Consider the following 19,884-nt stretch of genomic DNA (forward strand, 5'->3'; position numbering starts at 1 on the left):
TAATTATATGGCTCTTTTCTAAAAGATTGTTGCTTTTGAAATAATTATTGAATAAAAAAACAACACGTAATTAATTGGAGCATCCTGGAGCGGAAATTAACTCACTCTTATAGTAACAATGTATGCGTAAAGAGCCATTTAAATAGAGCGAATAATTCCGCCTTCTACACGCTGAGCAGATCCATTAATTGCTGACGATAGTGGAGACGCGAGGAAAGCGACTGTGTTAGAAACTTCCTCAACCGTAGCAAATCGTTGAATAAGAGATGTAGGTTCATTGTCTTTAAAGTAATCTTGCGTGAACTTTTCTAGATCCTTATTCTCCTCTGCCGCAGCGCCTTTCATATATCCTGCAACGCCCTCAGTCCAAGTTGGGCCTGGGAGAACAGAGTTAACTGTTACATTCGTGCCCTTCGTCATTTCAGCGAGTCCGCGCGATAAGCTGATAAGCGAGCTCTTTGTGACAGAGTATGGAATCATCTGAGCAAGTGGCTTAACGCCAGCTTCACTTGCAATGTTAAGGACACGACCTGTGTCACGAGAAAGCATGTCTGGAAGAAATTGACGCGAAAGACGAACCGCACTAATGACATTTGTTTGGAAATAAGTCATCCATTCTTCATCTGTTACTTCTTCAAATGCTTTTACTTCGAAAAAGCCCATGTTGTTAACGAGAATATCTAACTTTCCTAGTCTATTTACTTCGTCTACAAGTTTCTGACTTTCTTCAGCTTTGGAAAGATCGGCAGCAATACCATGAACCTTCCCGAAAGAGGAAAGTTCCTCGACCAAATTGTTAACTCGTTCCTCTGTGCGTCCATTGACAATAACTTCTGCACCTTCTTTTAGTAGTGTTTCAGCGATCCCTTTCCCAATCCCAGAGGTAGAACCAGTAACAAGCGCTAGTTTATTTGATAGTTGTAAGTCCATAAAAACTCTCCTTTCGACATTTTAAGCATATCCAAACTGTAGCAAACCGAAGAATAGTATTACAATTAACCTGTCTTAAAATAAGAAAGAGCTTATAGGCAAGCGCTTTTTTATCCATTAAGGTTAAAAGATTCCATAAATATGAACAAAGTATGGATGAATTGTGTCGAAAAAGTGATAGAAACATGAGCAACTTTTGACACTTTGTGACATATGTCACATTCGAAGTAAGAACCTGCTACAATAACCAGTGTTAACGGGTGTTTACTGTCATTTTTATGTTTAAAATCTAGTTATCTAATATATAGAAAGAAAGGAAGGTGGCCTGGCGGTGAAGCGAATGAAGTCGATGCTAGCACTTAGTATGTTTTTTGCGGTTATGGTACTGAGTGGCTGTAGTAACTTAACAGTGCTTGATCCAAAAGGACCTGTAGCGGAGCAACAAGCAAATCTAATTCTATTCTCGATTGGATTTATGCTCTTTATTGTTGTTGTCGTATTTGTTCTATTTACTCTAATTCTAGTAAAATATCGCGAGCGTAAAAGCGGTCCTGAATACGAGCCTCCACATATTGAAGGTAACGTATTCCTTGAAATCGTATGGACTGTTATTCCGATTATAATTCTAGTTGTTCTAGCAATTCCAACTGTTCAAACGATCTTTGCTCTAGAGGAAGCTCCTGAAGCAACTTCACATAAAGATCCGATCGTCATTCATGCGACATCAGTCGATTGGAAATGGGTATTTAGTTATCCTGAAGAAAATATTGAGACGGTTAACTATCTCCATATTCCAGAAGATCACCCTATTCTATTCAAACTGGCTTCTGCAGACTCAATGGGTTCATTCTGGATACCATCACTAGGCGGGCAGGAATATACAATGTCCGGTATGATGAATGAACTCTACTTACAAGCAGATGTACCTGGTGAATATAGAGGTCGTAACGCGAACTTTACGGGTGAAGGATTTACCGAGCAGACGTTCACTGTAACGGCTGAATCAGAAGAAGATTACGAAGAGTGGGTAGCTGAGGCACAAGATGCGCCTGAACTTACTCAAGAAAAATACAATGAACTCATGTTGAAAGGTCATGTGGAAGAGATGACATTCTCAGAAACACACCTTCAATGGGTAGATCATGGAATGGATGCTGAGTACGCAACTAAAGTGCGAAACGGCGAATTAAATGAAGAAGAAAATCTTAAACAAGATGATGATTCTCATGATTCCCACTCAGATATGAACCATGATGATAAAAAAGACTCTGAGGAACACTCGCATTAAGAGAGGAGGAAGACACCATGAAACTGGATGAATTTTTTGTTACCGGTGATCCACTGATATATGGCGCCGACGTTTCGATTGCGCTAACGTTGATCGGAGCAATCTTCGCCTTAACCTATTTCAAGAAATGGAAATGGCTGTGGACTGAATGGTTAACAACAGTTGACCATAAGAAACTCGGTATTATGTATATCATCGCAGCAGTTCTTATGCTATTCCGCGGTGGTGTAGATGCCATGCTAATGAGAGCGCAGTTAACGGTTCCAGATGCAGGCTTCTTGGATGCGAATCACTATAACGAGATATTTACAACTCACGGAACGATCATGATTATTTTCATGGCGATGCCGTTCTTAATTGGTTTAATTAACGTTGTCGTTCCACTACAAATTGGTGCACGAGACGTTGCATATCCGTTCTTAAACGCAGTAAGTTTCTGGACGTTCTTCATGGGAGCTATGCTCTTTAACATTTCATTTGTTATTGGTGGATCTCCATCTGCTGGTTGGACAAGTTATGTTCCACTAGCTGGACTCGAACTGAGCCCTGGAGTAGGGCAGAACTACTACTTACTCGGCTTACAGATTGCCGGGATCGGTACATTGCTAACGGGTATTAACTTCCTCGTTACAATTTTGAAAATGAGAGTACCATCAATGAAGCTTATGCAAATGCCGATCTTTACATGGTCTTCATTAATTACAATGGTTATTATCATCTTTGCATTCCCGGTTCTTACCGTGGCACTTGCACTTATGACGTTTGACCGTCTGTTTGGAAGTCACTTCTTTACAATGATGGATGGCGGTATGCCAATGCTTTGGGCAAACCTATTCTGGATATGGGGTCACCCTGAAGTATATATTGTTATTCTTCCAGCGTTCGGTATGTTCTCAGAAATTATTAGTACATTCGCACGTAAAACACTATTCGGTTACAAAGCAATGGTTTATTCCATGGTCGTTATTGCCGGATTAAGCTTCCTTGTGTGGGTTCACCACTTCTTTACGATGGGAGCAGGTGGAGCAGTTAACTCATTCTTCTCCATCACAACGATGTTAATCGCCGTTCCGACAGGTGTGAAGATCTTCAACTGGCTGTTCACCCTGTACAAGGGACGAATACGGTTTACAACAGCCATGCTGTGGTCGCTAGCCTTTATCCCGAACTTCGTTATCGGTGGGGTAACAGGTGTTATGCTTGCGATGGCAGCAGCTGACTATCAGTACCACAATACGTATTTCCTTGTAGCTCACTTCCACTACGTGCTTATCTCTGGTACGGTATATGCTTGTTTTGCAGGCTTACACTTCTGGTACCCGAAGATGTTCAATCATCGTTTGAACGAACGTTTAGGAAAATGGACTTTCTGGATTTTCGTAGCAGGTTTCAACCTCTGTTTCTTCCCGATGTATTTCCTTGGTCTTGCAGGAATGCCTCGTCGTGTTTACACGTATGGAATCGGAGACGGCTGGATGAGCTTGAACGTACTTGCGACAATGGGTGGCGTATTAATGGGGATCGGATTCTTGATTCTTGTTTATAACATTTATTACAGCTTCCGCTACTCTCCACGTGAAACAACTGGAGATCCGTGGGATGGAAGAACGCTTGAATGGTCAACACCAGCTCCAGTACCGCATTACAACTTCGCCCATCTTCCTGAAGTGAAGGGTCATGATGCATTCTGGATTATGAAAGAAGAGATTAAACAAGGTAAGAAACCAGAAAAGAAACCATATAAACCAATTCATATGCCAAGCTATTCAGGAGTGCCGGTTGTGATGAGTGTGTTCTTCTTCATCGCAGGATTCGGAATGGTCTTCTCATGGAATTGGATGTCAATTCTCGGATTAATTGGTGTTCTTGCAACAATGGTTATTCGTTCATTTGATTACGACAAAGGATTCTACGTTAGCGTAGAAGAGATAGAAGAACATGAAAAGACTACCTAATAAAGGAGGCGTGAAGCATGGAAGCAGTCGAACATTCTCCTAACACGCCTTTAGAATATCAGACGGAAACAGGCCGTCTGAATATTCTAGGGTTCTGGATTTTCCTCGGTGCAGAGATCGCGCTCTTTTCAACACTGTTTGCGACCTACTTAGTATTAGTAGGGCGTACTGCAGACGGTCCTGGCCCAGCAGAACTTTTTGAAATCTCAGGTGTGTTAATTGAAACATTCTTGCTTTTAACAAGTAGTTTTACTTGTGGTCTAGCGATTCATTATATGAGAAACCATTCGCTTAAAGGCGTGTTTCTCTGGATTGGGATTACACTAGCACTTGGACTAGGATTCCTAGGATTTGAAATATATGAGTTCGTGCATTATATCCACGAAGGTGCTGCACTAACAACAAGTGCGTACTGGTCAGCATTCTTTGTTCTTGTTGGAACTCACGGTGCCCACGTGACATTGGGAATTGGATGGATTATCTTGATTCTCATTCAATTAAAACAGCGTGGATTAACACCAGATACATCAAGAAAGGTCTTTATTTCAAGTCTTTATTGGCACTTTCTTGACGTTGTGTGGATCTTCATCTTCACGGCAGTCTACTTGTATGGGATGGTGATGTAAGATGGCCTCTAACAACGAGCAGACAAACAGTCATAGCCACTTTCCATGGAGCCACGTAGTAGGCTTCGGCCTATCGATCGTATTAACGTTATTAGCTCTCTGGATTGGTTTCTACTCAGGTTTTAGCCTCACAACAATCATGGTGATCGTCGTAGGACTTGCACTAGTACAAGCAACGATTCAACTCTTAATGTTTATGCACATTACTGAGAGTGAAGATAGTAGTGTTCAAGTTGGTACGATTCTATACGCCGTCTTTATTGCTGTAGCTGTTGTGGCAGGCACAATCTGGGTTATGTCATTCGGTATGCATTATATGTAGATAAAATAGCTTTATTCAAAAGATATGCTGCTTAATAGCAGTTGATTTCCGCTCCAGGATCCTCGCTTTCCGCGGGGCGGGCGGTGAGCCTCCTCGGCGCGTAAGGCGCGCCTGTGGGGTCTCACCTGTCCCGCTAATCCCGCAGGAGTCGAGCATCCTTTCGCTCCAATCAGCTAAGTGTTGTTTTTAATACATCTATTAAAAACAACAAACTCTTAGAAGAAGCCAAATAAATAAAGCTGTTCACCTGGAAATGGTGACAGCTTTTTTGAATTATTCTTTAGTTGGTGACATCTTCTTTGCAAGTGAACGTTCTTTAAGGAATGGACGTGCAAAGATGAGATATGCTGCAAGGTGTGCGAAAAGAACATTAATGACAAATAGTGTGATAAAGAGTGTATGTGCTGCCGTAGTCATACCTCCGCCGATATAGAATATAAGAAGAGCCCAAATCGCTACAATAAATGGTGTGTGAGCAAGTGCAAGTTTCCGATAATCCTGCCAGAGGAACAGCGGCGTAGCTGTAATGACGAAAAGATAAACCATATAGACATCCATAAGTGAACAACTCCTTTAATTGATACCGCTTACAAACTATTTATGTGTCGAAACTAAGAATAATTTGTGAATGTTTTGTTACAATTAGTATACCACAATTGTTTGAAAATTGTACACATATTTGAGATTTATTCGCCCGAACTTTATGCTTTAAGAAGAGTTGATAGAAAGTGGGACGAAGAATGAAACGAATGATACTACTTATTGTATGGCTTGGATTTATTTTCTATTCAATGTATCTAGCCCCAGATGGGAATGGTGGTTATTTGTCTGATTTGATGACAATGAACGATCCGGATCCCGGGTTACTCGCAATGTTTTCGTTGCTTGGTGTTTGGCCGGCCGTTTTTGCTATATTGCTCCTTCGATCGGATCGAGGTTCAGTACCAGCATGGCCTTTCGTTCTTGGTTCATTTGCTTTAGGAGCATTTAGCTTATTGCCTTATTTTATTCTGAACAGGAAAGTGGAGCGAGCAAATCGAATACCTGTTAAGTTACAGCGTTTCCTTTCATCCAATGTTCTTGCGTTGATTCTTATACTATTAACTGTTTTTCTAATGGTATATGGAGTTCTGTCAAGAGAGCCTGGTGTGTATGAGACGGCATTTCTTGAATCCAATTTCGTCCATGTTATGACGATTGATTTTGTTGTGTTAACTTCTCTTTCAATCCTTGCCTTACGTGACCGTGATCAGGTTACTGGACTTGCCGGCGTCATTCCCATCATCGGACCACTTATTGTCACATTGAAAAAATAACAAACGTCACAGGAGGACAACGATGCGTAAACTTGAAAACTATGAAGTGATGGAGGCAATTCGCCTTTCCGAATATGCTTTTCAATATCAAATTCCTGAAGAAGAACTAGAAAAACGAAAAGCTGGCTATCTTCAGCATGAAATATGGGGAGATTTTGAAGGGGAAGATCTTGCTGCCAAACTTCACTTAATTGATTTTGAGACCTGGTTGGCAGGAAAGACATATGCTATGGGTGGCATTGCTTCCGTTGCTACATATCCCGAATATCGAAGGGGCGGTCGCGTCGCACAGCTCCTTCGTCATGCTCTATCAGAAATGAAAAATAAAGGACAAACGATCTCCTTTCTACACCCATTTGAAATTTCGTTTTACCGTAAATTTGGCTTTGAAGTTCTGAGTAGTTGGAAGAAGCTTAAATTGAAAAAAGAAGATTTTCAGCCATTACCTCGCGTAAATGGAAAAGTACGACGAATTTCACTAGAGCATGTGTACGAGACACTTAATCCAGTATATGAAACGTTCGCTAAGCGCTTTAACGGGATGCTCGTTCGTACAGAACAGTGGTGGAAAGAACGAGTCTATTCAGAAGGCTTCTTATTTGCAAGCTATACAAATGAGGATGGAGAAATAACAGGATACGCTTATTATCAAGTGAAAGATCGTGCACTTGAGGTAGAAGAGTTTGTGTGTCTGGACGGTGAAGCAAGACGAGGCCTATGGAATTATCTTTGTCACCATGACTCGATGATTGATGGCGGTACGCTCCTAACCCATGAGGGAGATCCATTCACGTTTCTCCTTTCGAATCCTAAAGTAAAGACGAAAGTAGAAGCCTATTTCATGGCACGAATTGTAGATGTGGAATCTTTTCTAACAGATTATCCCTTTGAGATGACAGATGCGGAGTCACTATTTCTACATATTCAGGATGAGCATGCAGAGTGGAATAACGGGAGCTTTCACATTAAGAGTAATGCAATAGATGTATACCGTGGTGATAAAGCGAATGCATCATGTGAGCATCCACCCAAGCGAGGTCTTCGCTGTTCGATTAATACACTTACGGCGATCTTAACCGGGTATCAAACACCTGAATTTCTATATCAAGCTGGGTTGCTCGAGGGCTCTGAGAAAGATTTGGAGGTTTTGAAGAGGATTGTTCCTCAGAAGGAAACAAATTTTATGGATTTCTTCTAGAGTGAGAGCGTACTTCTGTAGGTTAGTTTTGTTCTTCTATTTAGTAGAAATATCTAGAACATCATAACTGATGGGAAACCTTAGTACCTCATTGCTTTTTCGATTAATAGGGTGAGGTTATTTACTAAGGTATAACGGATGTATCTTAGCGTAAGAAAGAATTTAGGAGTTGAAAAGATTGCCTTTACTATTTTTGCTATTGGCTATATTAACATTGCTTTCATATGCATTTATGATTTCTCCTATCATGTTCCTAGTGGCTTTAGCAAGTTCCATTTATTATTCTAAAAAAGGGAGATATATTTTCGGTTCGGTTGTAACCTTTATGATTAGCGCATTCATTTTAATTACAATGGTAGTTATGGCACTCATTTTTATTTCTGGTTAATCGTAAAAGTTATAACGTGCCCTTTTTCATCACTATTATAATTACTTTAAAAATGAAATTAAAAAAAGCACATTTCTGTTTAAAGATATGTGCTTTTTGAATCCTAACCTTAACTGAGACCTTGGGTATTCCTACTTTATTGAGATTATGTTTCACTTTCTATCGCGGCTTTTTCCAATGATAAAGCTCACAATCAACACTAAGAGGATCGAGCCTATGATAGCTGGGATAATGCTAAATCCACCGATATCCGGTCCCCAATTACCTAATATTAGCGTACCTAACCACGCACCAACAAATCCTGCAATAATATTTCCAATAATACCTCCAGGAACATCGCGGCCCGTTACAACACCAGCAAGCCAACCAATAATACCACCAATGATTAAACTCCATATAAATCCTATTGAAAACACCTCCAAATTCTCATTACCCTTACTGTATTGTTCTATGCTTAAAGAATAAAACACGAGGGTTTCTGTATATATTTTGCTAAATGCGTAATTCTATTCAATTGTACTTTGTACGAATGAATTAGTGTTAGTATGCTACTCGTTCATAGTACAGTTATTTATTAAAGAGTAAAACCTACTCATCCATCGTTTTCTTTTGTAAGTGTTAGAGAACATTCTAATGTTTTGACCTAAGTAAATTCGGTTAAACCCACCTCTATAATACAAGGAGGGTAACAATGGATATGAAAAAAGTGAAACTCGGAAAAAGTGATGTAGTAGCAACAAGAATTGCTCTCGGTACGTGGGCGATCGGTGGCTCCGGCTGGGGTGGAACGGATGAAGATCAATCAATTGAGACGATTCATGCAGCTATCGATAAAGGAGTAACAATGATCGACACAGCACCTGCTTATGGTCAGGGTCTATCTGAGGAATTAGTAGGTAAAGCGATTGCTAGCTCCAATGTGAAGCGCGAGGATCTTGTTCTTGCAACGAAAGCTGGTATTGGATTTACTGATGATGGAAACTATCGTGATACAAGACCAGAACGTTTGGAGCAAGAACTTCAAGAAAGTCTTGATCGCCTCCAGACAGAATATATTGATGTGTACCAGATTCACTGGCCAGACACTGACGTATCCATAGAAGAGACCGCGAAGAAAATGAAGGAATTCTATGATCAAGGTAAGATTCGAGCGATTGGTGTTAGTAACTTTAGTCCTGAGCAAATGAATGAGTGGCAAAAGTATGCGCCGATTCATACGTCTCAGATGCATCTAAACATGCTGCAGCGCTATCTTATTGATTGGTTTGAGTATTGCAAGCAAAATGATATCGCAACGCTATCGTGGGGTTCACTTGCTCACGGTATGCTGACAGGAAAGTATTCGAAAGACGCAAGCTTCTCTGATGACGATCTTCGCAGTAAAATTGACTTGTTCCAGGGTGATCGCTTCCCAAGTATGATTGATGCTGTTGGAGAGTTAAAGGATCTTGCAAATAAGAAAGATCGTAACTTAATCCAGCTTTCTATTCGCTGGCTTCTTGATCATCAGCCAGGAACCGATGTTGCGCTTTGGGGTGCACGTAAGCCATCACAAATGGACGGTGTTGAAGGCGCGGACGATTTTGAACTATCGAACGATGACCTCCAGTTGATAGATGAGATACTGTATAAGCATGTTGATGATTTAGAGAACGGTAGTTTGAAGGAATATGGACCACCGTTGCGATCACAATTGCAAGAGAACTAATGGGTAGATAGCACGCTCAATTGTGAGCGTGCTTTTTTTGTTATGAGTATAAGAAGTGATTGAGTTTACAACATGATTTTGAAATAATTGGTAGTGTGTTTATGATGATAAAGAAAGAAGGCATGACTCATGTTCAATCACTTGAAAAAAGGTGATAAAATTGGCGTTTTCACTCCATCTTCACCTGCTACTGTAACAGCACGTCCGCGTTTTGAACGTGCTAAGATATTTTTAGAAGAGAAAGGATTTGTCATTGTAGAAGGTAAATTAACAGGTGAAACTGATACCTATCGTTCCGGAACACCTGAGGCTCGAGCGGAAGAATTCAATGAGCTAATCAGAAACCCAGAAATGAAAATGGTGATGTCAACAATCGGTGGAACGAATTCAAACAGTATGCTTCCCTACATAGATTACGTAGCTTTTAGACAAAATCCAAAGCTCTTTGTAGGGTATTCAGATGCCACAGCTTTACTACTTGCGCTCTATGCGAAGACTGGAATCACAACCTATTATGGACCTGCCCTTATTCCTTCATTTGGCGAGTTTGAGCCACTTGTGAATGACACCTATCGTTACTTTGAAAACTATTTTATGAATGCAAGTTCACTTCCATATGAAGTCCCAATGCCTCTTCTGTGGTCAGATGAACCAGTAAATTGGTTAGAAAAAACAACCGAGAAAAAACTTTATGAGAACGAGTGGATATCAGTGAATGAAGGCGTGGCAGAGGGGCGATTGATTGGTGGAAACGTGAATGCCATGTATGGATTCATAGGCTCAGAGTATTTTCCTGAAGTGAAGCAAGGAGATATTTTATTACTAGAAGATTGTTCGAAAAATGCAGCGGTTGTTGAAAAGAATTTGGCTATGCTAAAACTGAGGGATTTTTTGATAAAGTATCAGGCATCATCTTAGGGAAACACGAGTTGTATGATGATTTAGGAACTGGTAAGAAACCGCTAGATTTACTAATAGAGCAGCTAGATTGTCGCAAGATTCCTATTTTAGCAGATATTGATACATGTCATACTCACCCAATGCATCCTTTAGCAATCGGTAAGAAAGTGAAGATAGATACTAGGAATAAGAAATTGTATTGTACTGAAAATTGGATTTGAATTTTGGTCAATAAACAGGGGAACTTCTGCGTGAAGTTCCCCTGTTTTGATTGATATGAAATTAAAACGGGTTTGTCGCCCATTGTAGCGATTGTTTAATGAAAATCCGCGGATGCAACTTCAGCTGTCCGACCATGTATTCAGCAAGATCCTCAGGCTGCATGTATTTCTCTTTATCCTGTTCGGAAAGCTTGTCACCAAATGCGAGCTCTGTTGCGACAAGACTTGGATTGAGTGTGAAGACACGAATGTTATTTCGTCGCACTTCTTGCATAAGTGCTTCTGTCATTCCCTGGATTGCGAATTTCGAAGCACTATAAGCCGTTGAACCAGAAGTTCCTTTAAGACCGCTACTTGAAGAGATATTAATGATATCTCCACTATCTTTCTCTATCATTTGTGGTAGAACTGCACGAGTAACGTGATAGGTACCATATACATTCACTTCAAATGTGTGCTTAAAGTCTTTGGGATCAAGTTCTAGAAATGGCCCATATAATCCTATGCCAGCGTTATTAATCAGGATGTCAGCTGGCCCCAGATTCTTTTCTAGACTAGCAACAGCTTGATTCACTTCCTCAATTTCTGCAATGTCAGCGGTAGCATAGATAGCTTTTACCCCAAGTGCTTCTGCTTCACTTGCAACTTCCTTCAGCTTGCTTTCTGTTCTTGCGATTAAGCCTACGTTTACACCTTCTCTAGCAAGTTCTAGAGCCGTAGCACGTCCGATGCCGCTACTTGCGCCTGTGATATAAGCAATTTTCCCTTTGATTGCTTGTGCCATTTCGAATCATCCTTTCTAGTATCCTTTTCCCTTTCAGTGTACGGTTTGGAGTAATAAGTTTCAAAGATAAAGAAACGGATTGCAAATACTCATATGTTTAGTCGAAACAAATAACGGTAACAGTCATTAGGAGAACAAATACAAGAAAATGGTAAATGACAGGCAAAAAATCTGAAACACAAAAGGAGTTTTTTACAACATGCGTAATCACTTAAAACATTTCATTAACGGTGAATGGGTTGAATCAACTGGTTCAGAAACACATGAAGTAATTAATCCAGCGACAGAAGAAGTGATCGGAAAAATCAGTTTAGGAACGAAAGAAGATCTAGATAAGGCGGTAGCGGCAGCTCGTGCGGCATTCCCTTCCTTCTCTCAAACAAGCAGAGAAGAACGTGTTGAAATGCTTGAGAATATTGCAAAAGAGTATGCAAATCGCAAAGAGGAAATTATTGACGTGATTACAGAAGAGCTAGGTTCTCCACGTTCCATTTCAGAGAAAGTTCATTACAATATGGGATATAACCACTTTTCTGAAGCAGCAAAGGCATTGAAAGAGTTCTCTTTCTCAGAAGATCGTGGTGATCATACAGTTGTGAAAGAATCGATTGGTGTTAGTGGACTTATCACACCTTGGAACTTCCCAACGAATCAATCATCAACGAAAATCGCAAGTGCATTTGCGGCAGGTAGCCCAGTCGTTCTGAAACCTGCAGAAATCACACCTTTTGCGGCAATTATTTTAACTGAGATCTTTGAAAAAGTAGGCGTTCCAAAAGGGGTGTTTAACCTAGTGAACGGTACAGGCGAGACAATCGGTGACGGCATTAGCTCACATCCTGATATCGATTTTGTCTCATTTACAGGCTCAGCTGGTGTTGGTGAAAAAGTTATGAAAAATGCGTCTGAAACGATTAAAAACGTAGCGCTCGAACTTGGCGGTAAATCGCCATTCGTTATGCTAGAAGATGCCGATGTACAAAAAGCTGCAAAAGCAGCCGTGAGTCATATTGCAACGAATTCTGGTCAGGTTTGCTCTGCCGGAACAAGGATGATCATACCTTCTTCTAAGAAAGAAGCATTCGAAGAGGCTGTGAAAAACGTACTTCCTGAATTTCCTGTTGGTGATCCGCAAGGTAAGAACTATGTAGGACCACTTGTCTCTAAGAAACAGTGGGATACTGTTCAATCGTATATCGAAAAAGGAATTGAGGAAGGCGCGACACTCATCGCTGGCGGAACTGGTAAGCCAGAGGGAATCGAAAAAGGGTATTTCGTAAAACCAACCATCTTTACTGATGTGAAGAATGACATGGTCATTGCGCAAGAAGAAATCTTTGGACCAGTCATGTCCATTATCACGTACGAAACGATTGATGAAGCGATTGAAATCGCAAATGATACAGTGTACGGCTTGGCTGGCTATGTGTTCGGTGAAGATAAAGAAGCGCTTCGCAAAGTAGCAACAAGCATCCGCGCTGGTCGTATTAAAGTGAACAATGCTGAACTCGACTTTTCTGCACCATTTGGTGGCTATAAGCAATCAGGAATCGGCAGAGAGTGGGGCGACTTCGGAATTGAAGAGTACCTTGAAAAGAAAGCGATTCTTGGGTATCCAGCATAAGATGATGATATAGGAAAACATGATTAAGAGCAGCTGTCGAATGGCAGCTGCTCTTTTTGTAGGCTCTATTCGTAGCCATTGTTGCTATAAATGTAGTGGTAGATTTCCGCTTCAGGATGCTCGCTTTCCGTAGGGCGGGCGCTGAGCCTCCTCGGCGGGCGCATAAAAACATTGCGCCTGTGGGGTCTCACCTGTCCCGCTCATCCCGCAGGAGTCGAGCATCCTTCCGCTTCAATCAGCTAAGTGTTTCCTTTTTACAAAAAACCTATTAAAAGCAACAATCTCTTAGGAAAGAGCCTTTTATTATTTCAATAGATCATAAAGAGTTAACCTCAACAATTACAAGAAAATGGTACAGTAATGGTAGCATAAGTAAGGAGGTGCGACATGTTTCTCTTTTTTCTTATAATAGTAAGCGGCGTTGTAGGATTAATATTAATAGGTTTACAAGAGGTTGGACTGATTATTGGATTCGCAATCATAGTAGGTTGTTTAATTCGAGGACTCTATTTGCTTCATGAAATCAATCGCAAGCTAGATCGAGAACAGGTTGAGTAGTTTGTAAGTTATTTAGATATAATATTGAAGTAATCCTGGGGTGAAGTGGACGAATCAGTTTATTTATATGGTGACTGCAGAATTCAATATATAATAGCATTAACAGAGACTTCTTTTGCTTGGAGTCTCTTTTTTGTTCGTTATTTCTTGTATCAATCTACTGGTTAACAGATTCCTTTTTAATATTTTTTTAAAGAATGAAACCGTTCGGACGTTCATTAAGTCTATAGAGGGCAAGGTGGAAGGAGGTAATAAATTGAAAGAAAAAGATGAACTTATTTATGAAGATGATAATTGGAATAAATCAGTCTCTGAAGACGAAGTTGATGAGTTAATTAGAAATCACTCTAAGCAAGTATTCATATTAGCTTTTTCGTACGTTAAAGATCACTCTCTAGCAGAGGATATAGCCCAAGAAGTGTTTTATAAGTGCTATACAAACTTACATAAGTTTAGAAACGATTCTTCGATAAAAACCTGGATATCTCGTATAACGGTAAACACTTCAAAAGATTTTTTAAGAAAAAGGAAATTTAATTTGCTTCAATCCCCATCGGATATTTTAGAGAGGTTTTTAAAATCGAAAAGCACAGAAGAAGAATTCTTAGAAAAAGAAAACAACCAGAGTGTAATGGAGAAAGTATTAGATCTTCGTCCTAAATATCGAGAAATTATTATACTTTATTACTTTCAAGATTTTAGTGTTGGAGAAATAGGCCAAACGTTAAAAATGAACCCAAACACGGTAAAAACAAGATTATCGCGGGGAAGACAGTTGTTGAAAGAAACAATGGTGGAATGGGAAGGAGGAAATTATGAAGCGGGAGATTGAAAAAGGAAAAGTAGAGTTTGATCAGCAATATTCGATAGAGCAAGAAGAGAGCATTAGAAGAAGAGTAAAAGATAGACTTAGACAACCTCAACGAACGATTAATATTAAACGCAAACTTGTATATTTTTCAGCTGTGGCAACGCTAGTTCTTGGTTTAATAGTAAGCTTATCATTTGTTTCGCCATCAATGGCATCAGTTATCTCTAAAATACCGTTTCTAAATGATTTGATGGATAAAGAAGACTCGATCGGAGTAGATTCCATTGGAGATCTTTTAATTCATGAATTAAAAGAAAGAGATTATAAAGTTAGTAATGGAACAAATATTGATTTTAGAGAAAAAACGATTTCTTTTGGAGTAACTGGCTCAGAGGAATATTTTCAAAATAATAAAGAAGATATTATTGAATATAGTCATGCTATTTTAGAAGCGCATGAACTTGAAGCCTATAAAGTAGAAGTGGGGTTCCCTAAAGACGAGAAACCTTATGACGATGGTGTTTCGGCAGAAATGAAACGGAAGTATGATGAATACGAAAAGAGAAGTTTAAAATTAAGCGAAGAGATTTCGTCAAGCCTTAACGAACGTCATTACAAATTTAAATCAGCTGATGTTTGGATTAATGATCAAGTGAAAAATATTTCACTCGAAATACCTGTATCAGAATCAAGAATAGAAGAAATAAAAGAAGTAGTTAGGAAGGTCGTAGAAGAAAAGGAGTCTGGAGAATTCACTATAAAAGTATATCGGTATGATCCAGTTAGAGAGGAAGCAGAAAGAAGATGGAGTCCAGTTATAGATACACTTGTAGAAGGATTAATTGGTAAGGACGATCTTCAAGTAGAATTAGTTGGATTCACCTTCTACTCTGATCCATACAAATTATCAGTAGATACTGCAATTAAAGAATCAGATCCTAATGCTCTGATAAAAGCTGAAAATATAGAAGAAGAGATCCATACATTTATTAACTCAGAGAAGATACAAGAGATTGTAGAGGGAGATGATTATCAAGTTGTAATATATAGTAAAGAAAATAAGGAGATAAACTAAGTTTGCAACCTGCTCTACTCTCCGAGTCTAAATAAAAATCCCACTAAATAAACAGGCCTCCTAACCATAGAGGCCTGTTTATAACTACATTGCTTCTTGCTTTCCTTCTTGATCATTTTGTCCTGAAGAACGCTTGATCATTGAAGCTACTACGAAAATAGCAGCTAATACGATCGCAACGATAACAAGGAACAGAATGTTAGAAGATAGTACTTCCATCAAGCCTCCTAGTAGGAGTCCAACTACGGCGAAATCTGAATCTCCGAAGGTTGTCCCTTCAAAGCCTAATGAACCTAGTACTGGTAGAAGTAGTGCCGGTAGGAAACTAATAAGAAGTCCATTTGCCATAGAGCCAAAAATAGCGCCTCTTCGACCTCCGGTTGCGTTTCCAAATACACCTGCCGCTGCCCCAGTGAAGAAGTGTGGCACGAGGCCAGGGACAATGACTTTTAGTCCCATAAGTGGTAGAAGGAACATGCTAATAAGTCCTGCTACGAAACTAAAGAAGAAACCAATTATGACGGCATTGTTTGCAAATGGGAAGACTGCTGGACAATCGAGTGCAGGGGTTGCATTAGGAACGATCTTATCTGCAATTCCTTTAAATGCTGGAACGATTTCAGAAAGAAGCATTCTTACACCAGCAAGAATGATGTAAACGCCTGCTGCAAAGGTAAGTGCCTGCATAAACGAGAAGACTAGAAAATTCGTGCCACCGCTTAGCTCTGATTCAATGAACGCTGGTCCAGTGAAGAGCGCAACGACGAAGAAGAGAATGGCCATTGTAAGCGAGACTGACACAGATGTATCGCGTAGGAAGTTAAGCGATTTTGGAACTTTAATTTCCTCAGTTGATTTAGAATTTTTACCTACTGCTTTCCCAACAACAGCTGCGATTAAATAACCGAACGTCCCAAAGTGGCCAACTGCAAAATCATCACTACCTGTAATTTTTCTTGTGTAAGGTTGCAAAAGAGCAGGTAAGAGGACCATAAGAGCTCCGAGAATAATAGATCCCGTGATAATCATAGTAGCACCTGTAAAGCCACCAGTTGAAAGAATAACAGCAATGAGGCATGCCATGAACATTGTGTGGTGACCTGTTAAGAAGATGTATCTAAAAGGAGTAATACGTGCAAGGATAATGTTCACAACCATACCGAATAGCATGATCATTGCTGTTTCTGCACCAAATGCATCCTGTGCTAATGCAACAATTGCTTCATTATTCGGGATAATTCCTTGGATTTCGAAAGCATGATCAAACATGCTACTGAAGTTATTAAGGGAGGCGACAAGCACGCCAGCGCCTGCCCCCAAGATCACGAATCCCATGATTGTTTTTAATGTACCTGAAATGACGTTTGCTATATCTTTCTTTTGAAGGAGAAGACCGATAAGGGCAAATAACCCTACAAGTATCGCCGGTGTCCCTAGGATATCTCTCATTATAAGATCGACCATGGTTTATGCCCCTTTCAAATTTGCTTCAATCGCCGTCCTTAGCTCTTTCTTATCCATAAGATTGTTAAGTTTAATGACATTTCGATTGCCATCTTCAAGGTTTTCAACAATTTCTGTAGATCCTAAGTAGAAATCTGCTGTTTCAGATTTACTTGTTGTGAGATCAGTATGATCCACTTCAGCTTCAATACCTAGATCGTTTAAGATCGTTTTGACGTTCATTTCTACGATAAAGCTGCTTCCAAGTCCATTACCACATACAACAAGAATTTTTTTCATTTTCATTCTCTCCTTTTAATTTGAGTATTTTGATACGAGTTTGATAATATCTTCTTTTTCTGTAGCGCCATAAATCATTTCTAGGTTTTCTTCTTCAGATAATAGGTCTGAAAGTTGAGCGAGGGCTTTAAGGTGAGTTTCGTTATCCACCGCAGCTAGCACGATTAACAATTTCACCTGATGCTTGTCTTTAGATGAAAAGGATACTGATTCATCTAATCGAAGTAAGCTCATCCCGACTGTATTAACACCCTCTTCAGGGCGAGCGTGAGGAATTGCAATACCTGGTGCAATTACAACATAAGGCCCAAGATCTTCAACATTTTTGATCATGGCATCAATATAAGATGAATTGATTTGCTCTTTCGTTAGAAGCGGCAATGCAGCTGTTTTAATCGCTTCTCTCCAATTTTCGGTGTGTGATGCAAATTGAATCGTTTCTTCGTGAAGTAAGTCATTTAACATAGGTCTGTCAAACCTTTCTATTGATAGAGTAGCTGGTGATGGAGCGAACAATTGATTTAATTCGTTCTTTAACTCTTTTTCGTTCGTAATGGTGCCGTATTTTTTCATTATTTCAATGATATCGTCTGTTGTAGGTGCTGTATGATCGTTCGGTGTTGATTGCACTTCTTGCATCCAATGAAGAATTTTCTCTTTGTCCTGCTGGGTCAAAATTGGACTGACAGTTAGGACTGGCAACGTTTCATGTTGAAGTGGTGAAGTAGAGAAGATGTAATCCACATCGTAGTGGTTGTTCAAGAATTGTCTTCTTGAAACCGTTCCGATTACTTCAACGTTTGTCAGAAGCTTTTCTAGTTGGCCTCTTAAAATGTTCGAAGTTCCAATCCCCTTTTCACAAACAATAATGGCTTTACCAAACGTTACACCTGAGATCTCTTCCTTCTGCATCCAGGCACCAAAGTGCATAGCGAGATAGGCTAATTCGTCATCTGGTAGTTTATGAGATAGCATCAATTCAATCGGCCAGACGGCACGCTTCGTAATAGAGAAAACCTCTGGATATTCTTCTTGAACAGATGCTGTCAATTCGTTGTTAGTAGGAACATTATACTTTAAGCGATAATACGTCGGTTTAAGGTGAAGAAAGAGAGCTTCTTCTAGTTCTTCTCGTTGTTCGAAAAGAACACAAGCATATACCTGGAATTCGTGAATTATTTCACTAACTACTTTTCTGAGCTTCTCAATCTCAAGGTTTCCTATCGCACTTACTTCTGAATAATTCACCCTTGATCCAAGTAGTTGCATCGTGATGAAACAAATCTCGTCAATAGATAGGGAGAGTTTAAATTGATATTCTAACTCCAAAGCGATGCTCTTAGCTGCTTCGAACTCTCTCGTTGAGGAGACGGCTTGTTTTTCATCTGGATCAAGCTGAATACGGTGCTCACCTTTTAACCGCTGAAGAAGGACAACGAGCTGAATGGCTAGAACTTGGATCGTTTCATCTGTTAACTCTGCCTTTAAGACTGGCTCTACATTCATAATGATTTGCTTCATTTGAAATAGATTCGAGTAGGTGTTTTCTTCACCGTTATTTAGCATTGGATACAGAAAATTCGTCATTTCCGTTAGCTGCTCATTCGTTAGAACCTCTGTCATAAACCGACTCAAAATTCTGCGCTTATTCTCCTCTTTTCCTTCGACTGTGTAACCTTCGGATCGTTCAAAGTGTAATGTTAAATCTTCTTCTTTTAATAGTTTCTTAACTAGTTTTAAGTCCTTTGAGACTGTCCCTCGACTAACCTGTGTGCGTTTGATGAAGTCTTGCATAAACACAGGTTGGTTTTTGGTTAAAAGTTCTACCCCAATTAACGTTACACGTTCCATTTGAGAGTAATGGTATTGCCATTCATTGAGTTCCTTCATCAATGTAGGAACGGTTTGTTTCGTTTCCTCTGAGAGGTAATAGCCTAGTCCCTGCTTTGTTTGGGTAATGGGAAGCTTATTTTCTTCTAACCAATCATTAATCTTCTGCAAGTCATAATGTACAGTTCGTTTTGAAATTCCTAGCTGTTCAATTATATGATCGACAGTGACTAATTCAGTTGCGTGAACAAGTTTTGTTAATAGAAATGTGCTTCTTTCATCAAGTGGCATGGAGATCTCCAACTCCCTTACAATTGCAAAATGATACGGATGAAACAAATCATGATCTGATAGTGCTAAGTATATCGCTTACATCATAAACATGAAAGGGTTTGCAATGTTCAGTTTTTGTGATTGGGACATTTGCAAAACTGAACAGATGTGTAAAATTGAATAGTTTTAAGTATACTTTATTGCTATAAAGAGGTTGATTTCCGTTCCAGGATGCTCGCTTTCCGCGGGGCGGGCGGTGAGCCTCCTCGTCGCTAACGCTCCTGTGGGGTCTCACCTGTCCCGCTAGTCCCGCAGGAGTCGAGCATCCTTCCAC

General features: G+C 39.9%; 19 protein-coding genes and 1 pseudogene. 13 read left to right on the forward strand and 7 right to left on the reverse strand.

Going from position 1 to position 19,884, the window contains the following annotated elements; translation table 11 throughout:
• Window positions 1–138: 138 nt before the first annotated feature.
• Complete coding sequence (locus FBF83_RS07435) at window positions 139–930, reverse strand: SDR family NAD(P)-dependent oxidoreductase (protein WP_136946541.1); 792 nt, start codon at window positions 928–930, stop codon at window positions 139–141.
• 340 nt (window positions 931–1,270) lie between these two features.
• Between FBF83_RS07435 and qoxA the strand changes: the two genes are divergently transcribed.
• From qoxA to qoxD, 4 genes are read left to right on the forward strand one after another with little or no spacing between them, the layout of a single operon-like run.
• Window positions 1,271–2,218, forward strand: a complete 948-nt coding sequence (gene qoxA, locus FBF83_RS07440) for a cytochrome aa3 quinol oxidase subunit II (RefSeq protein WP_136947137.1) — start codon at window positions 1,271–1,273, stop codon at window positions 2,216–2,218.
• 17 nt (window positions 2,219–2,235) lie between these two features.
• The gene (gene qoxB, locus FBF83_RS07445; RefSeq protein ID WP_136946542.1) at window positions 2,236–4,173 is read left to right on the forward strand and encodes a cytochrome aa3 quinol oxidase subunit I; all 1,938 of its coding nucleotides are present in this window, start codon (window positions 2,236–2,238) and stop codon (window positions 4,171–4,173) included.
• A 17-nt stretch (window positions 4,174–4,190) separates the two neighbouring features.
• A complete protein-coding gene (gene qoxC / locus FBF83_RS07450; protein WP_136946543.1) occupies window positions 4,191–4,799 on the forward strand; it encodes a cytochrome aa3 quinol oxidase subunit III in 609 nt (202 codons plus the stop codon).
• Between the two features lies 1 nt (window position 4,800).
• Window positions 4,801–5,121, forward strand: coding sequence for a cytochrome aa3 quinol oxidase subunit IV (gene qoxD, locus FBF83_RS07455; protein WP_136946544.1), 321 nt, complete (start codon window positions 4,801–4,803; stop codon window positions 5,119–5,121).
• Window positions 5,122–5,394: 273 nt separating this feature from the next.
• Here qoxD and FBF83_RS07460 read toward each other — a convergent pair whose 3' ends face one another.
• Complete coding sequence (locus FBF83_RS07460; protein WP_136946545.1) at window positions 5,395–5,679, reverse strand: spore morphogenesis/germination protein YwcE; 285 nt, start codon at window positions 5,677–5,679, stop codon at window positions 5,395–5,397.
• 182 nt (window positions 5,680–5,861) lie between these two features.
• Between FBF83_RS07460 and FBF83_RS07465 the strand changes: the two genes are divergently transcribed.
• The 3 genes from FBF83_RS07465 to FBF83_RS07475 all read left to right on the forward strand — a co-directional run bounded on the left by FBF83_RS07465 (window position 5,862) and on the right by FBF83_RS07475 (window position 8,023).
• Window positions 5,862–6,437, forward strand: coding sequence for a hypothetical protein (locus FBF83_RS07465; RefSeq protein ID WP_136946546.1), 576 nt, complete (start codon window positions 5,862–5,864; stop codon window positions 6,435–6,437).
• Between the two features lie 22 nt (window positions 6,438–6,459).
• Window positions 6,460–7,635 carry a GNAT family N-acetyltransferase gene (locus FBF83_RS07470; protein WP_136946547.1) on the forward strand — a complete coding sequence of 392 codons (1,176 nt, stop codon included), beginning with the start codon at window positions 6,460–6,462 and terminating at the stop codon, window positions 7,633–7,635.
• 178 nt (window positions 7,636–7,813) lie between these two features.
• Window positions 7,814–8,023, forward strand: coding sequence for a hypothetical protein (locus FBF83_RS07475; protein WP_136946548.1), 210 nt, complete (start codon window positions 7,814–7,816; stop codon window positions 8,021–8,023).
• A gap of 152 nt (window positions 8,024–8,175) precedes the next feature.
• On the opposite strand, the gene FBF83_RS07480 is transcribed toward FBF83_RS07475, so the two are convergent.
• Window positions 8,176–8,430: a GlsB/YeaQ/YmgE family stress response membrane protein gene (locus tag FBF83_RS07480; RefSeq protein ID WP_136947138.1), complete on the reverse strand. Its 255-nt coding sequence runs from the start codon at window positions 8,428–8,430 to the stop codon at window positions 8,176–8,178.
• Window positions 8,431–8,714: 284 nt separating this feature from the next.
• On the opposite strand from FBF83_RS07480, the gene FBF83_RS07485 reads away from it, so the two are divergent.
• Both FBF83_RS07485 and FBF83_RS07490 read left to right on the forward strand, forming a co-directional pair.
• A complete protein-coding gene (locus FBF83_RS07485) occupies window positions 8,715–9,731 on the forward strand; it encodes an aldo/keto reductase (protein ID WP_240688028.1) in 1,017 nt (338 codons plus the stop codon).
• A gap of 129 nt (window positions 9,732–9,860) precedes the next feature.
• Window positions 9,861–10,852 (forward strand): annotated as a pseudogene (locus tag FBF83_RS07490) (S66 family peptidase).
• Window positions 10,853–10,913: 61 nt separating this feature from the next.
• Here the strand turns inward: FBF83_RS07490 and FBF83_RS07495 are convergent.
• The gene (locus tag FBF83_RS07495) at window positions 10,914–11,636 is read right to left on the reverse strand and encodes a 3-ketoacyl-ACP reductase (protein WP_136946549.1); all 723 of its coding nucleotides are present in this window, start codon (window positions 11,634–11,636) and stop codon (window positions 10,914–10,916) included.
• A 199-nt stretch (window positions 11,637–11,835) separates the two neighbouring features.
• Here FBF83_RS07495 and FBF83_RS07500 point away from each other — a divergent pair, with 199 nt between their 5' ends.
• The 4 genes from FBF83_RS07500 to FBF83_RS07510 all read left to right on the forward strand — a co-directional run bounded on the left by FBF83_RS07500 (window position 11,836) and on the right by FBF83_RS07510 (window position 15,704).
• On the forward strand, window positions 11,836–13,260 hold the full coding sequence (locus FBF83_RS07500) for an aldehyde dehydrogenase family protein (protein ID WP_136946550.1): 1,425 nt from the start codon (window positions 11,836–11,838) through the stop codon (window positions 13,258–13,260).
• Window positions 13,261–13,647: 387 nt separating this feature from the next.
• Complete coding sequence (locus FBF83_RS20770; RefSeq protein WP_169525245.1) at window positions 13,648–13,818, forward strand: hypothetical protein; 171 nt, start codon at window positions 13,648–13,650, stop codon at window positions 13,816–13,818.
• A 256-nt stretch (window positions 13,819–14,074) separates the two neighbouring features.
• Window positions 14,075–14,650: a sigma-70 family RNA polymerase sigma factor gene (locus tag FBF83_RS07505; protein WP_169525246.1), complete on the forward strand. Its 576-nt coding sequence runs from the start codon at window positions 14,075–14,077 to the stop codon at window positions 14,648–14,650.
• Complete coding sequence (locus tag FBF83_RS07510) at window positions 14,634–15,704, forward strand: DUF4030 domain-containing protein (RefSeq protein ID WP_136946552.1); 1,071 nt, start codon at window positions 14,634–14,636, stop codon at window positions 15,702–15,704. The genes FBF83_RS07505 and FBF83_RS07510 overlap by 17 nt, the downstream gene beginning before the upstream one ends.
• Before the next feature lie 84 nt (window positions 15,705–15,788).
• Here FBF83_RS07510 and FBF83_RS07515 read toward each other — a convergent pair whose 3' ends face one another.
• The 3 genes from FBF83_RS07515 to FBF83_RS07525 are packed head-to-tail and all read right to left on the reverse strand — an operon-like array spanning window position 15,789 to window position 19,568.
• Entirely contained in the window at window positions 15,789–17,168 is a 1,380-nt protein-coding gene (locus FBF83_RS07515) for a PTS ascorbate transporter subunit IIC (protein WP_136946553.1), read from the reverse strand.
• A gap of 3 nt (window positions 17,169–17,171) precedes the next feature.
• The gene (locus FBF83_RS07520; RefSeq protein WP_136946554.1) at window positions 17,172–17,447 is read right to left on the reverse strand and encodes a PTS sugar transporter subunit IIB; all 276 of its coding nucleotides are present in this window, start codon (window positions 17,445–17,447) and stop codon (window positions 17,172–17,174) included.
• 15 nt (window positions 17,448–17,462) lie between these two features.
• Window positions 17,463–19,568, reverse strand: a complete 2,106-nt coding sequence (locus FBF83_RS07525) for a BglG family transcription antiterminator (protein WP_136946555.1) — start codon at window positions 19,566–19,568, stop codon at window positions 17,463–17,465.
• Window positions 19,569–19,884: the final 316 nt, after the last annotated feature.

Source organism: Guptibacillus hwajinpoensis, assembly GCF_005144865.1.
Lineage (GTDB): Bacteria > Bacillota > Bacilli > Bacillales > Guptibacillaceae > Guptibacillus > Guptibacillus hwajinpoensis_A.

Bases quoted from the DNA above. Each gene is read 5' to 3' on its own strand.
- FBF83_RS07460 (WP_136946545.1), bottom strand. From the start codon at position 5,679: ATGGATGTCTATATGGTTTATCTTTTCGTCATTACAGCTACGCCGCTG.
- FBF83_RS07515 (WP_136946553.1), bottom strand. From the start codon at position 17,168: ATGGTCGATCTTATAATGAGAGATATCCTAGGGACACCGGCGATACTT.
- FBF83_RS07510 (WP_136946552.1), top strand. From the start codon at position 14,634: ATGAAGCGGGAGATTGAAAAAGGAAAAGTAGAGTTTGATCAGCAATAT.
- FBF83_RS07525 (WP_136946555.1), bottom strand. From the start codon at position 19,568: ATGCCACTTGATGAAAGAAGCACATTTCTATTAACAAAACTTGTTCAC.
- FBF83_RS07520 (WP_136946554.1), bottom strand. From the start codon at position 17,447: ATGAAAAAAATTCTTGTTGTATGTGGTAATGGACTTGGAAGCAGCTTT.
- qoxC (WP_136946543.1), top strand. From the start codon at position 4,191: ATGGAAGCAGTCGAACATTCTCCTAACACGCCTTTAGAATATCAGACG.
- FBF83_RS07470 (WP_136946547.1), top strand. From the start codon at position 6,460: ATGCGTAAACTTGAAAACTATGAAGTGATGGAGGCAATTCGCCTTTCC.
- qoxD (WP_136946544.1), top strand. From the start codon at position 4,801: ATGGCCTCTAACAACGAGCAGACAAACAGTCATAGCCACTTTCCATGG.
- FBF83_RS07500 (WP_136946550.1), top strand. From the start codon at position 11,836: ATGCGTAATCACTTAAAACATTTCATTAACGGTGAATGGGTTGAATCA.
- qoxA (WP_136947137.1), top strand. From the start codon at position 1,271: ATGAAGTCGATGCTAGCACTTAGTATGTTTTTTGCGGTTATGGTACTG.
- FBF83_RS20770 (WP_169525245.1), top strand. From the start codon at position 13,648: ATGTTTCTCTTTTTTCTTATAATAGTAAGCGGCGTTGTAGGATTAATA.
- FBF83_RS07465 (WP_136946546.1), top strand. From the start codon at position 5,862: ATGAAACGAATGATACTACTTATTGTATGGCTTGGATTTATTTTCTAT.
- qoxB (WP_136946542.1), top strand. From the start codon at position 2,236: ATGAAACTGGATGAATTTTTTGTTACCGGTGATCCACTGATATATGGC.
- FBF83_RS07435 (WP_136946541.1), bottom strand. From the start codon at position 930: ATGGACTTACAACTATCAAATAAACTAGCGCTTGTTACTGGTTCTACC.
- FBF83_RS07485 (WP_240688028.1), top strand. From the start codon at position 8,715: ATGGATATGAAAAAAGTGAAACTCGGAAAAAGTGATGTAGTAGCAACA.
- FBF83_RS07495 (WP_136946549.1), bottom strand. From the start codon at position 11,636: ATGGCACAAGCAATCAAAGGGAAAATTGCTTATATCACAGGCGCAAGT.